The sequence below is a fragment of the Streptomyces sp. NBC_01216 genome, from assembly GCF_035994945.1.
GTDB lineage: Bacteria > Actinomycetota > Actinomycetes > Streptomycetales > Streptomycetaceae > Streptomyces.
Genome location: NZ_CP108678.1, coordinates 279,056 through 293,217 on the forward strand (window position 1 = coordinate 279,056; position 14,162 = coordinate 293,217).

Annotated in this window: 16 protein-coding genes; 9 read left to right on the forward strand and 7 right to left on the reverse strand. The window is 73.0% G+C overall.

Annotation, left to right across the window (positions count from 1 at the left end; translation table 11 throughout):
- Positions 1–299: 299 nt before the first annotated feature.
- A complete protein-coding gene (locus OG393_RS33845; RefSeq protein WP_327378904.1) occupies positions 300–1,085 on the forward strand; it encodes an aminoglycoside phosphotransferase in 786 nt (261 codons plus the stop codon).
- Positions 1,086–1,236: 151 nt separating this feature from the next.
- Positions 1,237–2,037 carry an SGNH/GDSL hydrolase family protein gene (locus tag OG393_RS33850; protein WP_327378905.1) on the forward strand — a complete coding sequence of 267 codons (801 nt, stop codon included), beginning with the start codon at positions 1,237–1,239 and terminating at the stop codon, positions 2,035–2,037.
- Positions 2,038–2,151: 114 nt separating this feature from the next.
- On the opposite strand, the gene OG393_RS33855 is transcribed toward OG393_RS33850, so the two are convergent.
- Complete coding sequence (locus tag OG393_RS33855) at positions 2,152–2,457, reverse strand: DUF6087 family protein (RefSeq protein ID WP_327378906.1); 306 nt, start codon at positions 2,455–2,457, stop codon at positions 2,152–2,154.
- Positions 2,458–2,673: 216 nt separating this feature from the next.
- Here OG393_RS33855 and hemC point away from each other — a divergent pair, with 216 nt between their 5' ends.
- On the forward strand, positions 2,674–3,615 hold the full coding sequence (gene hemC / locus OG393_RS33860) for a hydroxymethylbilane synthase (protein ID WP_327378907.1): 942 nt from the start codon (positions 2,674–2,676) through the stop codon (positions 3,613–3,615).
- 75 nt (positions 3,616–3,690) lie between these two features.
- On the opposite strand, the gene OG393_RS33865 is transcribed toward hemC, so the two are convergent.
- Positions 3,691–4,584 (reverse strand): carbon-nitrogen hydrolase family protein, encoded by an 894-nt coding sequence (locus OG393_RS33865; RefSeq protein WP_327378908.1) that lies wholly within the window; start codon positions 4,582–4,584, stop codon positions 3,691–3,693.
- Positions 4,585–4,797: 213 nt separating this feature from the next.
- A complete protein-coding gene (locus tag OG393_RS33870) occupies positions 4,798–5,058 on the reverse strand; it encodes a hypothetical protein (RefSeq protein ID WP_327378909.1) in 261 nt (86 codons plus the stop codon).
- A 206-nt stretch (positions 5,059–5,264) separates the two neighbouring features.
- On the opposite strand from OG393_RS33870, the gene OG393_RS33875 reads away from it, so the two are divergent.
- From OG393_RS33875 to OG393_RS33900, 6 genes are all read left to right on the forward strand, one after another.
- Entirely contained in the window at positions 5,265–5,570 is a 306-nt protein-coding gene (locus tag OG393_RS33875; RefSeq protein ID WP_250305385.1) for a WhiB family transcriptional regulator, read from the forward strand.
- A 357-nt stretch (positions 5,571–5,927) separates the two neighbouring features.
- Positions 5,928–7,589 carry a hypothetical protein gene (locus tag OG393_RS33880; RefSeq protein ID WP_327378910.1) on the forward strand — a complete coding sequence of 554 codons (1,662 nt, stop codon included), beginning with the start codon at positions 5,928–5,930 and terminating at the stop codon, positions 7,587–7,589.
- A gap of 189 nt (positions 7,590–7,778) precedes the next feature.
- The gene (locus OG393_RS33885) at positions 7,779–8,624 is read left to right on the forward strand and encodes a GNAT family N-acetyltransferase (RefSeq protein ID WP_327378911.1); all 846 of its coding nucleotides are present in this window, start codon (positions 7,779–7,781) and stop codon (positions 8,622–8,624) included.
- Complete coding sequence (locus OG393_RS33890; protein ID WP_327378912.1) at positions 8,621–9,241, forward strand: hypothetical protein; 621 nt, start codon at positions 8,621–8,623, stop codon at positions 9,239–9,241. The genes OG393_RS33885 and OG393_RS33890 overlap by 4 nt, the downstream gene beginning before the upstream one ends.
- A 213-nt stretch (positions 9,242–9,454) precedes the next feature.
- Positions 9,455–10,219: a hypothetical protein gene (locus OG393_RS33895; protein ID WP_327378913.1), complete on the forward strand. Its 765-nt coding sequence runs from the start codon at positions 9,455–9,457 to the stop codon at positions 10,217–10,219.
- A 201-nt stretch (positions 10,220–10,420) separates the two neighbouring features.
- Positions 10,421–10,801 carry a hypothetical protein gene (locus OG393_RS33900; protein ID WP_327378914.1) on the forward strand — a complete coding sequence of 127 codons (381 nt, stop codon included), beginning with the start codon at positions 10,421–10,423 and terminating at the stop codon, positions 10,799–10,801.
- A 215-nt stretch (positions 10,802–11,016) separates the two neighbouring features.
- Here OG393_RS33900 and OG393_RS33905 read toward each other — a convergent pair whose 3' ends face one another.
- The 4 genes from OG393_RS33905 to OG393_RS33920 form a co-directional block, all read right to left on the reverse strand.
- Entirely contained in the window at positions 11,017–12,858 is a 1,842-nt protein-coding gene (locus tag OG393_RS33905) for a hypothetical protein (protein WP_250305391.1), read from the reverse strand.
- Between the two features lie 110 nt (positions 12,859–12,968).
- Complete coding sequence (locus OG393_RS33910) at positions 12,969–13,358, reverse strand: hypothetical protein (protein ID WP_327378915.1); 390 nt, start codon at positions 13,356–13,358, stop codon at positions 12,969–12,971.
- 142 nt (positions 13,359–13,500) lie between these two features.
- Complete coding sequence (locus OG393_RS33915; RefSeq protein WP_250305393.1) at positions 13,501–13,944, reverse strand: hypothetical protein; 444 nt, start codon at positions 13,942–13,944, stop codon at positions 13,501–13,503.
- Positions 13,941–14,135 carry a hypothetical protein gene (locus OG393_RS33920; protein WP_250305394.1) on the reverse strand — a complete coding sequence of 65 codons (195 nt, stop codon included), beginning with the start codon at positions 14,133–14,135 and terminating at the stop codon, positions 13,941–13,943. The genes OG393_RS33915 and OG393_RS33920 overlap by 4 nt, the downstream gene beginning before the upstream one ends.
- Between the last annotated feature and the right edge of the window lie 27 nt (positions 14,136–14,162).

Here is a 14,162-nt window from a genome sequence, read left to right on the forward strand (position 1 = left end):
GTCCACCGCCTTGCACTGTCCCTGCGCGCCGACGGCCAGCCGCGGACACGATCCGGCCAATCCGGGCAACGCATGGGCGAGACGTTGAAGCCAGCGGTACGTTCCCGGCATGACGACGACGTTCCCCGAGCTCAGGCGCCCGTCACCCGGGCCCACGTCCAAGCCGCCGCCGGGCGGGCCGTCCACCGGGCCCCCGACCCGACCGGACAAGAACCCCCCGTTCCCGCCGAACAACCCCCAGCCGCCCAAGCCCGGGAGCTGACGGCTCCGTGTACGTGGAGCGGCTGACGTTCGACGAGTTGCCCACTGCGACCCGTGCCGCGATCGAGGCACGGGTCGGCGAGGACTTCCCGCGGGTCGAGGTGGAGAACGGGACCAGTGCGGCGCTCGCCTGCTGGGCCTGGCCGACGACGGGCTCCGAGATGGTGTTCCTGAAGGGGCTGCCGGTACGGCACGAGCGGATCGGTCAGCTGCGGGCCGAGGTCGCGGTGGCCCCCTTCCTTCCGCAGAGCGCGCCGAAGTTGCTGTGGTGCGAGGAGGCCGGCGGCTGGCTCGTGCTGTGCTTCCAAGGGCTCGACGCGTCGGCCTGGACGTACTTCGGTGACGACAGCGAGCACCTGGACGCCGTTGCCGCAGTTCTGTGCGAGCTGAGCCTGCGGGCCGCACCCGAGGTCGTGCGACGTACGGCTTGGGACAAGTGGGGGGAGTACTGCGACCCGTCCGACGAAGCCCTCCTGACCGGCGACCGTCTCGCGCACTCCGATCCTGCGGCCGTGAACTTCATGACCGAGCGCGATGGCCGGGTGTGGCTCGTCGACTGGGCATGGGCGATGCGCGCCCCCGCCTGGCTGGACACGGCACTGTGGGGCTTCCGGCTGGTCCTGGACGGCAGGCAGACCGCCGAGCAGGCCGCGCGCTGGTGCGCGAAGGTGCCCGCCTTCACGGCGGCCTCACGGGAGGCCGTAGCCGTCCTGGCCGAAGCGGAGGCCCGGTGGTGGGAGGCGTGGCAGCAGTACGGGACAGAGGACCTGGAGCGTACGGTCACCGCGGCGCGGACCTGGGCCCGGTACTGGGCGTCCCCGTAGTCCAGAGCGAGGCCCGGACGTCCCCGGCCGACGCCTGGGAGAACCGGCACCGTCGTGAGGAGGCGACGCCGTCACGTTCGGGGAACGCCCCCATACGCTGGGCCGCCCTGTCCTAACCTGGTGATCGTCCGGACTTCGGGGGTGGGCGATCATGCATGAGCAGCGACCAGACCAGGTCATGCCGACCGGTGCCGGCCAGCGCCCCCGAACCCTGTCCGTGGGCTTCTTCGGCACTTCGATCATGGAGCATCTGGAGGCGTTCAACGCGCAGATGGCCAACCAGGCCGCTCTGCCCGCAGTCGGTTCCAGGGTCACCGTCGAGGGGTGGCGCCGGCGCGGCTGGGTCCACCGCCTTGCCCTGTCCCTGCGCGCCGCCTGGCCCCACGTCGGCTTCGACATCCGCAACCACGCGCTGGGGGGCGCCACGAGCCGCGACATCGCCGGCATCGTCGAACGCGACCTGGCCACCGGCGCCGACTACGACCTCGTCTTCCTCGGCTGTGGCATCAACGACGTGTGGCGGCGCTTCCAGAACCGGCTGCCGGAGGCGGTCGACCTCGACGAGTACGCCCAGCACCTCGAAGCGATGCTCGGCGGCCTCGGCGGCTCCACCCGGACAACCATCGTCATGTCCGAGGCGCCGTTCGGCCCTGTCGAGAGCCCCGGCACCGTGGCCGCGATGAACGCCGAACTCGCCCGCTACAACGAGGCCGCCCGCGCGGCCGCAGCCACGAACGGCGCGCTGTTCCTGGACGTGTGGGCCCCCTTCACCGCCGCCGCCCGGCACCTCACACCCGCCGACGGCGACGACCCGGCCGGCCTGTGGAGCGACGGGGTACACCTGACCGAGCTGGGCGACACCCTGCTGCTCCAGCAGGCCGAACGGCTCCTCGCCGAGCACCGGATCATCGACAGGCTCCTCATCTCCCGCCCGGACCGAGGCACCGCGTAGACCGGCCGGCATGTCCGGCGCCGCCGGGCAGGACGCGTCCGCCGGCCCGGGCAGCACGCCGTCGGCCGGAAGGGCGACCACTCCTCCCGCTCGGTGGCCGGGGCCGCCGACGGGTCAGGTGGGGATCTTCCGGTGCCGTCCGGTCCCCGGCCCCAGCGGGTTGAACCCCGGCACCGGCACCGCCACGGCCGCGTCGAGCGCGGAGACGGCGCGGCAAGCGGCGGAGTAGTCGTCGGCCACGGAGACGGGCTGCCAGCTGTGCCCGTCCCACTCCTCGACGATCCGCGGAGCCTGCGGATCGACGTGCGAGCCCCGGCTCGGACCCGCATGCAGACTGACGACGCGGCGCTCGCTGATCGGACGGCGCCTCGCCTCCCGGCGCGCGTACCAGGCGCTCAAGGGCTCCTCGTCGTCTGGCATCCCTGCTCCCAACGTCTCGCTCGCTTCATCCGAACCGCGCCACGGACCCTACCGAAGGCCCACGCCAGCCGGCCATCGAGCACCTGTTCCCCAATCCGCCAGAAGCGCCAACACCCATGACGCACAGGTGTGTTGCCCCCGACGCGCTGTCGGAAAGCGCCACCGCTCCGGCCGGGTACCGTGGAGCTCACGTCTCGTCAGATTCCGGGAGCCGGTGTGCCCATCCTTGTCGGTTCGCGGGGCAGCGAACTCGCCCGTACCCAGGTCCGCCAGTACCTGGAGCTACTCGCCCCGCTCTGCCCCGGCGTCGAGTTCAAGCGCCGGGTGATCACGGAGGCAGGCGACCGCGACCGCGTCTCACTGCTTGCCGACGTCGCCGGGCGCAGTGCGGGAGGCGCGTTCTCCAGCCGCCTGGAGGCGGCCCTGGCCGCCGGCGAGATCGACGTCGCGGTCCACTCCCTGAAAGACCTGCCGACCAGCATGCCGGACGGCCTGGTGCTGCTGGCCCCGCCAGGGCGGGAGGCGGTGGAAGACGCCCTGTGCGGCTCGACGCTGGCCGAGTTGCCGCACGGGGCCCGGGTCGGCACCGGAGCCCCCCGCCGGGCCGCGCTGCTGCGGGCGGTGCGGCCGGACCTGGAGCTGGTGCCGATCCGGGGCAACGTCCCCGGGCGGCTGGCGGCGCTGAAGGGAAGGAACCGGGTGCACGCCGTGGTCCTCGCGGTCGCGGGCCTGCGACGGCTGGGCCTGGAGGAGCACATCACCGAGGTGCTGCCACTGGACCGGTTCCCCGCCTCGCCCGGCCAGGGCGCCCTGGGCATCCAGATCCGCAGCGACCAGCAGGAGTTGCGGACGCTGCTGGAACGGGCGGCCGACCATACGGTCCACGCGGCGGTCCGGGCCGAGCGGAGCATGCTCGCCGAACTCCACGGCGGGTGCAGCGTCCCAGTGGGCGCCTACGTGACCCACGAGCCGGAAGACCGGCTGCGCCTCACCGGGCAGGTCGTGTCCCTGGACGGAACCGTTCGGCTCACCGCCGCCTCCACCGGCCGTGCCGACGAGCCGGAGAAGCTCGGCGCGGCGGTCGCACTGGGCCTCCTCGACCAGGGGGCACGGACCATCCTCGCGGAGATCCGCCCTGCGGCCGTCGGCGCACGGTAGGCCGCCCCAGGAGCAGCGCGCCGCGATCCGGCACGCCGCCGGGAAGCTCTGGCGGGTCAGGTGCGCGGGGCGCTCTCAGAAGGCCGTGCGGATGTCGCTGCGCGGGTCCCCGGTCACCAGCCGGTCCTCGTAGAGCCCGTCCTGCGCCAGGCGGCGCCAGGGCCGGGCGTACCGAAGAGCTACGTCGATGTCCGGGTCGGTCGAGTCGAGGTCGATGTCCGCGACCGCCAGGGCGGGTTGCCCGTCGGCGGGGCACTGCGCCAGCCACCGGCCGCCGGGTGCAACGATCCCGGACGGCACCGTGGCGCTGAACTGCGCCGGCACGGCGTAGCCCAACCAATAGCTGTACAGCGTCCCGTAAGCCTGGGCGACGCGCGCCCTCGGAGCATCGTCGACCATCACGGAGAGCAGGACGAGGTCGGCGTCCAGGCGCTCGTACTCGGCGAAGAGCGGCGGGAAGTTCGCCTCGACGCACAGCGCGCAGCCGATCCGGATGCCGTCCACCTCGAAGACCACAGGCTCGCGCCCCGGGGTGTACAGGTAGGAGACCTCGGTGTGCGACAGGAACCGCTTGTCGTACCGCGCGACCAGCTCGCCGCGGTCGGAGACGACGAAGAGACTGTTGTGGGGCGGGGTCGGCGGTGTGAGCGGGTGGAGCGACCCGAACGCCGTCCACAGCCGCAGGTCCCCCGCCAGCGCGGCGATCGACTCGGCCTCGTCGCGCAGGACGTCCCAGGCGGCACGGCTCCAGTCGGCCGGGACCAGCTTCCCGTCCGGGCCGGCCGCCATCACGTGCTTGCTCGGATAGGTGAGTGCTCCCTCGGGGAACTGCACCAGTCGCGCCCCCGCCCCGGCGGCCTCGGCCATCAGGGCCCGGATCTCCTGCCCCGCCGCCCGCAGCGCGCCGCGGTCTGTGGGGTCCTCCGGCACGGTGCTCTGCGCGACGGCCAGCCGCAATGTCCTCGCCATGGCGCGGAAGCTACGGGATCCCCGCTGCCACGGTCCGAAGCTCCGGCCGAACCGGCCGGATCCGCGCGGGTTCTGTCCGGTTCGCCGACCGCGCGGCGCACCGGGGCGATGGCGCCAGCCGTCGCGGCAGAGCGAGGAGGCCGATCCGGCGCTGCACCTGGTCGCGGCCGGCGCGGGCCGGTGCTCAGGTCATGAGACCCGGCACTCGCACGGTCACCTGGTGCTGGACCCGGCGTCCGTGTGCTCAGCCGTGGCCGGCTGCCGCCGCGGCATCGTGGTGACGAACACAGCGAGGGCCGCGAGTGCGATCAGGACGACCAGCACGGTGGACGTGGTGCCGTGCGGGCGGATCGCCCACGCCGCGATCAAGGCGACGGCGGCGCTGGGCAGGCCGAAGACGAGCGCCCAGCGCTGCCACCTCGCAGACTGCGAACGCCCTTGTGTGGGCGAGGTGTTCTCGGACGGATCGGGCACAGCTGTCTCCTGTCGGACGGGCGACAACACCCCGAATCTGCGGCGCGGGGCGGCCGCTGCGGAATCACTCGAAAGCGTGGCATCGGCAGAGCGACAGTAGCGGCCTCGCTCACCTTCTCCGTAGGTTCCACGGACGGTGCATCGCCTACGCTGGTCGGTCGCCGAGGGGAACCGGCAGGAGCGGGAAGAGGAAGAGGGGCGCGGCCGTGGGGGAGACGGACATCGACTGGGGGCGGGCTGCCTGCCGGGGTGTGGATCCGGATGAGCTGTTCGTCGAGGGTGCCGCACAGAACAGAGCCAAGAGCGTGTGCGTCGGATGCACCATCCGCACCGAGTGCCTGGCGGACGCACTCGACCGGCGGGTCGAGTTCGGCATCTGGGGCGGGATGACCGAGAGGGAGCGGCGCGCCCTGCTCAAGCGCCGGCCGACGGTGGTGTCGTGGCGGCGGCTGCTGGAGGCAGCCCGGGCCGAACACGCGCAGCACGGCGGCGGAGAGCGGCTGGCCGGCTGAGGGCTGTCCTTGCGGCGCGCCTCCGCGCCCGGACGAGCGCTCGGTGACGGTGCGCCGGCCGGGATCGAAGGAAGACATCTTCGAGCCCGGTATGTGCGAAAACAGGCGGTTGTTGGCTCTTTCGGGGGGTGGCCTTGCGCCGCCCGATGGGGATTCGCCAGGATGGTGCCCTGGCCGCGCCCACGGTGCGCGGGCCCGCCGGTCATCCCCACCGTTGACCGTCCCGGGTGAACTGAGCAAACGCTCGAACCGGCACGATGAGCATGATCGACATGATGACGGCGTCCTGACCTGTTGGCTTGGCGTCGCACCGAGGTGGGGCGGTGCGTCACGCGAAGCCCGGTTCAAGGAGCCCCCATGTCCACCACCACGCGGCCCTCCGCCGACAAGCAGCGGCGCGTCCAGCGCACCCAGCCGACCCGGCTCGCCCGCCTCCTGGATGCCGAGACGCAGATCGGCTACCAGAAGGCACTTCAGGAAGTGGCCAGCGCCAGCGAGGCCGGCCGGCTCCCCGGCCGCCTCGACCACTACGGCCTCGACCTGGCCCTGCGGATCCTGATGCAGCAGGACTACATGATGTGGAGCCCGCTCGCCGCCGGCCACCTCTGGCCGGACGTCTATCAGCCGCTGACGCAGGCGCTGCCCGGCACCCGGGCCAAGCTGGCCCTGGCCGCCCTGGAGAGGGCACACCTCGCGGGCGCCCGCGAAGCAACCGAGGACGGCGACTTCCACCCCGGCGAAGTCCTCGACGCCTACGACGAGGACGATGAAGACGACGAGGAGGAGGACGGTCCCGAGGACGCGGAGGCGCACAGCGCCGACGACTCCGACGACGGCGAAGACCCGGCGGCGCCGGACGCCGAGGACCTCGGGATCGCCCCCGGCCCGCAGAAGGACGCCGAGATTGCCGCTCGTTGGTGGCGGGACCGGCTCGCCGAGGACGGCGTCCTGCCCCGCTACCGGATGCCGGACCCCTACCCCGGCCGCACCGAAGTGCCCCTCGACGCCGCGCTGGACACCCTGCGGGCCACCGCGGACGTGGAAGGCTACGAGGACGAACTGCACCGCATCGTGGCCGCCGAGCCCCGCGACATCGACGCCTACGCCCACCTCGGCAGCCTGGCCCTGCAACGCCACGACGGCGAGTTCGGCGACCTCATCTCCTACGTCGGCCCCACCGCCGCCGACCGCCGACGCCACCTGAAGGAAGCACTGGCCTGGTACGAGGCCGCCGTCGCCGTCGGCGAGGCGTCCCTCCCCATGATTTTCCACGGCCGGCTGCCCTGGTCCGAGATGGACAACCGGCCCTTCCTGCGCGCCGTCCACGGCCTGGCCCTGACCCTGTGGCGCCTGGGCCGCTTCAACTCCGCCGAACTCGTCCTGCTCACCCTCCTCTACCTCAACCCCACCGACAACCAGGGTGCGCGCGATCTCCTGGCCGACGTCCGCGCCCACCGCCGCTGGCACCCCGGCATCACCGAGACCGACGACCAGCGCATCCGCAACGACGTCCTGGTCGTCGCCCGCCGACCGGTCCACACCCGTCCCGGCAGCCTGCGCACCCTGCTCACCGGCGCCGAGCAGCCCACGCCCGACTCCGTCGCCCACATCGTCCGCCGCGCCGCCGCCCAGGCACTGGGCGGCACCTGGGACGGGCGGTCCTCCCACATCGTCGTCGGCCACCCGCGCGCCGGAATCAAGGTGACGATCGTGGCCCGGCACCAGCGCGGCCACAGCCTCACCCCGGACGAGTACTGGTGGGACGCGCACAACGCCGGCAGCGAGATGGACGGCCCCGTCCTGTTCACCCTGGTCGCCGACCGCGGCTACATCGCGGTCGCCCAACTCCTGCGCGCCGACCAACTGGCCCCCTACCGCGCCGCCGACCTCCCGCGGCGCGACCGCACCGCCTTCACCACCACCTTCATCCACGGCGACACCCGGTACGGCACCGACCTGGCCTCGCTGATCGACCACGCGCTCGACGTCCTCCCGGCACAGCCCGGCGCCCGCACGTGACCACCCCGTCCCGGCCCGGTGCGACACCCGGGCCGGGACGGGCGGCAGCCGCCGAACCCGGGCAGCCGCTCACCGCCGGACGAAGCAGAACGCCACGCTGCCCGACCATCCCCGCCCCGGCTCCCGCCGGTACCCCGATGTGCCGCGATCTCGTCACGCGCGACCACCCAGCGCTGCCATCCTGGACCGATGGAGTCCGTTGAATCCGCCCTCGCCCGCCTCTGGCCGGCCGTCGTTCGTGCCGACCGCGTCGTCCTGCGCCCGGTCACGGCCCAGGACGCGCCGGTCGTGCGGGCCTTGCTGACCGACGCCCGGGTCCGCGCCTTCCTGGGCGGCCCGGCCAGCGAGGAGCGGGTGGCGACCCGGCAACGCGAGTACCCGACCACACCCGGCGTCTGGGCGGTCGCTCCCGCCGCCGGGGGCGAGGCGATCGGCCTGGTCAGCATCACCGCGGACAGCCGGTGCGCGGACAGGGCCGAGATCTCCTACCAGCTGCTGCCATCGGCCTGGGGCCAGGGCCTCGGGCGCGATGTCGTGGGCGCCGCCGTCGAGTGGTGGACTGCGGCGGTGCCCGACGGAGGCCCGCTCATCGCGGTCACCCAGGAGCGCAACACCGCCTCGCGCCGCCTGCTGGAGTCGCTGGGCATGACCGTGCTCGACACGCTCCTCGAGTTCGGCGAGCCGCAGTGCCTCTACACCCCGGGCGACGAGGACACCGCGCTGCGCTGGGCGCGGGTGCTGGACGCACGCCGCGAGGACGTCGAACGCCGGCGGGGAGCCGAAGCGCGGGCGACCGCCGTCGGCCGCACGCTGCCGGACGACCTGTCCGTCCTCACCCCCGAGCAGACGGCCCGGCTCTGCCCCGCCCGGCACGGCGCCCACGGACGCATCTGCGCGCACGAGAAGGACCACACCCCCGACCTCCATCTCGGCAGAGCCGCGGACGGGGCCTGGATCGCCTGGCTGGACCGGGCCGAGCCGGCGCCCCCGGCCGGGCCCGCGGTGTCGGTCGGGCGTGGTGCCACTCGTTCATGACCGAATCCGCCGCACCGCCCGAGGACCTGGACCCGATCCTCCAGCTGGCCCGTACGGCCCTGGCCGGCGGGGACCACGACGGCGCCGCCGAACTGTTCGAGCAGGCCGCCCGCGCCGGCACCCCCGGCGTCCTGGGGAAGATCGCCGAGGCGTACGCGGAGATGTTCGACGGGCGGGCAGCGGACTGGATGAGCCGCGCCGTCGCCGCGATGAGCGTGCCAGGCAAGATCACGGTTCACCCGGGGACTCTGCGGATCATCGCGCAGCACGGTGTGCCCGAGCAGCAGGTGTGGTCGGTCACGGTCAGGTCGTCCGACGAGGACCGCCCTGCGGTGGTCACCGCGCTGGAGGCTGCGGTGCCTCGGCTGATGCGGATCACACACGACGGCCGGGAGTTGACGGACGTCGACATGGACGCGGCCCTGGCCTCCGGCGTCGACTTCTACAGCCCGAACTACGCCGCGGTGGACACCTCCGTCCCGAAGGTGTGGCTGGACTGCAAGGACGCGGTACTGCTGGCGATGACCCTCGCCGTGATCCGGGTCCTGGCGGACGAGCTCGCCACCGCCGGTGTCCGGCAGGCCGGGCTGTGCACCCCAGCGACGAAGGACCCGTAGCCCGGTCATCCCGGCCTCGGCCCCCGCGCGCCCGTTGCCGGGCCGGAGCCGGGGCAGACAGCGCCCGGCGCTACCGGGGCGGGACGTGCGCAGCGGGCCGAGGGGCCCTCGGACGGTGTCGGTGCCCAGGTGCATAGTTGGTCGCAGGCCGACCGTGGTCCGAAACAGAGAGCGAGCAGGTCCATGAGCATCCCGAGGAGTACCCGTGAGCGCGTGGCCGCGGTGGTTGACCCGGGCCTTCCCGCGTCGGTCGCTGCCACCGTTCACCGCCTCGCCCGTCAGCACCCCGAAGTGCTGCGGAACCCGGACGCCCCGCTGCCCCGGTGGGCCGCTGTGGACCTCGCCGAGTTGGCCCGTGGAGCCAGGATGCAAGCGATCGTCGTCGCAGGCGCGGCCGTCGTGGTCCCGCTCCTGGTGTGGGTGCAGCGCGAGATGCAGCGAAACCTCGGCGGCGACATCATGTCGTCCGGCACCCTTCTGACCGTCATGGTCGCGGTGGTCGGCGTGGCGCTTGTCATGAACATGATGCGAGAGTGGCGCCAGGTACACACCCCCGGAGGGCGAACGACCGTCGCTCGGGAACTCGCCGAGGCCCGGGGCCGATACCTGCTGCGCGGCACCGACCTGACCGACGACGCCTGGGCCGCCGTCGTACGGGCGCAGCGGGCGATGAACCTGGTGCTGGCCTCAACGTGGCTGGTTTCACCGGTGGGGACGGTGGACCGCGACGCCTTCGCCCAGGGGATCTGGACGATGGCCCGGACGATGGCGAAGGACGGGAGTGCGGCATCCGGGGAGAACCTCGCCGCTGCCATCGAGGTGTACAGCCAGCGGATCGACGAGGCCAACAAGATCAACATGGCCGAACTGGAGGCCCGTACCCGCCCGCCAGCCGGTACCCGTTCCCCGGCCCTGGACGAGGCCGTGAAGCGGGCCGACAGCGCAGGTGCCCACGCACTGACGCTGGCCCGGCTCTGACCTTCACCGGCTCGACCTCACCGAGTCGGACCTTTGCCCCAGCCCGTCGAGGTGGGCGACTTCTGCCGATCCGCCGGTGAGCCCTCCGCTCGTCGGCACCGACGCCGTCCTTCCGGCCCCGGTCGGTCCGGCCGTCAGCGCGATCGCGTGAGTTCCCCTGAACCTCCCCGGCGAGGAACTGCCGCAGTGCAGGATGTGGTCGTGACGAACGGTGACGTGGAAGGCCCCGGAGTGCCGCTCAGCAGAGAAGACGCGGTAGCTGCACTCGGTGAGGCCGCTCAGTGGTGGGGCTGCGATGTGCCGGACGATCCGGGGGCTGGCGAACTCGCCGAGCTCCTGGACGAGGTGGCCGTCCGGCTGCGTGACCGCCAGACGGACGAGCAGCTGCGCGGCGCCGCCAAGTACCTGGCCGAGGCCACCGAAGCGCTCGGTGCCGTGGCGCGGCTCGGCGGCCTTCTGCCCGTTGTCTCGTTGTGCCACTTGCGCACTGCCGTGGCCAAGGAGCAACAGGCGCGCCGGGGCCTCCCGCACACGGCGATTCCTCACGCGGACGCGAAGACGCTGCCCGTGGCGGCGTCCTGACCCCGGGTCGACGGACTGGCCGGTCGGTACCCCCGGGAGAGACGGCCAGCCGCACGCTGGGTGACACCGGCCGATCGCTCGGCGGTGGCTGCCTCGGATGTTCGACCTTCGCCGGCGGAAGCCGGCGCCGCCGGGCTCCTGCCGACCTGGACCGGGCCCGCTGGCCAGGGCACACGGGGTTGTAACGCCGGTGCCCTGGCCGGTCCTGGGCGCGGTCAGCGGCGGACGGGACGGCGTTTGCGGGATGGTGCCGTTGTGCCGGGGGCCGTACGGGCGGCTGCGGTCTGGGCCGTCCGGACGGCGGCCCGCTCGGTGCGGGCCTTGATGGCGCGCTTCTTCGCAGGCACCACCCTGCCCAGGGTGGCCGGCCGGGTGCCGTCGTGCTCGCCGGCGGCCCGGAGAAGGGTGCGGCTGCCGGACCGGCGGAGGGCGTAGAGGCTGCGCACGTAGGCGCGGGTCCGGGCCTCCCAGGCGCGGCCGAGGATGTGGCCGATCCAGGCGGCGGCGGCCATGGGGCTGACGGTGTCGGCGATGAGCTGGGTCTTGTTGCGGATGCCTTCACCGCGGCCGACATGGGTCCAGGGGAAGTCGGCGCGGAAGCCGACGGCGCGGCCCAGGTCGGCGTGGGTGTGGGTGAGGCCGTCGGCCTCGCGCTTCCATCCGTACGCGGTGCCGGTCACCGTCGTGCCCGGCTCGTCGGCGGTGAACGTGCCGCCGCCCTTGGGCCGGCCGGTCAGGGGGTTGATCCCGCGTACGCCGCGGGTGGTGACCTTGTGCCCCTTCTCCCAGCCCATGCAGGCGGCCCAGGTGGTGGCCGGGACCGGCTTGCTGGGCCGGTAGCTGGTGAACGGCCGGGTGTAGCGCATGCACACCATGAAGGTGCGGTTCTTCTTCGAGGCGGCCCCGTAGTCGGCGGCCTCGACCAGGCTGAACTTCGCGTACTCCCAGCCGGCTCCGTAGAACTCCGAGGCGATCGCCTCGACCACGTACTCGGCGGCCTTCGCCTTCAGGAGGTTCGAGGACTGCTCCATGGCCACCCAGCGGATGCTGTTGTGCCTGGCCTGCAGCGCCAGCGGCCAGATCACGGCTTCGGCCATGAGGCCGGTGCGCGCGTCCTTCAGCCCCGCCAGCGGGGCACGGACCTCGTCCCAAGTGGCGCCGGTGGGCGGGGCGTAGCCCTCCATGCCGTCACCGGCGTCGTCGACCATGACGAACCCTGCCGCGGCCCCGGCCTGGCTGATCACTTCCTCGACCAGCCCCATGGCCTCCTCCGCGAGCCCGGCCAGCTTCCCGCCGGGCGAAAGCGTCTGGCACGGAGGGGAGAGGATCACCGCGACCACGTAGCGCAGCGCCGGGTTCGCCGGGTCCAGGTCCGTGACCGAGGCGCAGATCCGCCGGAACCCGGCGGCCTGCGCCGTGGCGCACGCGGCCTCGGAGATGTCCACCCCGACCATGTCGACGGGCTCACCCAGCACATGGACGATGCCCTCGCACCAACCGCCCGGCCCGGCGAAGAGGTTGACGACCCGGATGGGCGCGCCCGGCTTCGGTGCGTAGAGCCACTCAACCGGCCACGGCCCGGCGAGCTCCTCACGCTCCTGGTCGCTCAGCGACGCGATGTAGGCATCGCGCTCCGCGTCGTCGAGGAGGTCGACGTCGTCCACCGGCAGGCCGAGGGCCGAGCGCACCTTCGCCACCGTCACCCGGGCTGCCTGGAGGACCCAGTACGCCATGTGCGCCCGGGCCCAGATGTCGGTGCTCTCCTCCTCCAGCCCGCCGCGGTACTCCCATCCCTCCTCCTCCACCGACTCGGGCAGCCGCCACCGCCGCGCCTGGTCGATGGCGTCGTACGCGGCGGTGATCTCGTCGGAGTGCGCGTCGGCCAGGGCCAACAGGGCGGCGCGCCTGACGGCGGCATGCTCGTGCAGCCGCTCCGCCTCCGCGAGGGGGCACGGTGGGGCCACCGCCGCGCCGCCCTCGTTGTCCATGGCCGCCGGGCCGCCGGGATCGCTGATCGTGTCGGGCGCCGGTCGGGCGCAAGGGGAGGGGACGTTCATGGTGTGCCTCTGTGCTTTCGGCCGTCCGGGGCCGGGCGGCGGGAACGGCCCCGCTTGCGGGGCGGTCGGACTGCGGCCCGACAATTCAGACAATGCGTGAAATCGTAGAGTTAGGAAACTCCATTGGGATGGGTGTGGCCAGGGGCTTCGTCCCGCAGCATCCGCTCAACTTCCTGTTGCCCGAAGGCTCCGACCAGTGCGGCGACCTGGGCTTCCAGGCCGCAGTTGTTGATCGCGCTCGCCTGCTGGTCGGCGTCGTCGTGCACGGCGTCGAAGGCGTCGAGGTCACCCAGCCGGGGATGGGCCCCGTTGTTGTAGGCGCCCGACGCGCCGCGGTGCACCATCTCGTACACGAGCTCGTCGACGTCCGTCTCCGTCAGTCTCAGCTCGCGGGCCAGGCGGACCAGCGCTGCGGCGCCCTGCACTTCCTGGTCCGGACGCGGCGGCGTGCCGGACTCGGGGCGGTCGCCGCGGTCGGCGTGCTGGTGCGAGGTGGTCATGCGGGCCTCCAGGGGGCCGAGGTGTTCCGCCGGGATCGGCGAAGCGGTGAACTGAAGCGGGATGGGGGGTGCTCGACGGCACGGCCGAGGCCGCCGCGACCGGGTCGGTCGGTCGAGCGCGGCCTCGGCCGCGGGGATGCTGCTACAGCCGGGACAGCTGGGCGTAGTTGTGCTCCCTGTCGGTCCAGGCGAGCGCCTGGACGCGGTGGGCGACTGTCCGGCCGACCCAGGAGCCGGCCGGACCGGGATGGGACCGCTCGCCGGTGAGCCAGGCGTCCAGATCCCCGGCCAGGTCCCAGAGCCCGCCGGACGAATCCCTGGCGAACCACTGAGAGTTCCCGCCGCAGCCGAAGCTGTCGCGGTACTCCCAGACGCACACCAGGCGCAGCCCGGTGGCCGCGCCCAGGACGGCGAAGGCGGTGTTCACCTCCTGCTCGGTGTACCCGTCGCGGAACCGGCCCGTCAGCCGGCCGTCGGCGATGACCGGGGCGAGTGCGGCGTCGGCGTACTGAGCCGGTGCCGGGCGGCCGTCCGATGCCGCCGGGCCGGTGGACGGCTGCGGCGACCTGGTCGGATCTGTCGTCACGTCGTCACGCCCAGATCGGCGAGCCGCTCTCGCAGCGTGGCGAACTGTTCGGTGAGCTGCTGGGTGAGCCGTTGGCCGTCGGCGGAGACCGGGAATCCGGTGGCCATGGCCTCCTCGTAGGACGAGGCGAGGGTGTTGCTCAGGTTGTCGGCAGCGCGGTGGGCCTGCCACAGGGCGGTGGGGTCGGGCATCGGTATCGCTTTCGTGGGGTGCGGGAG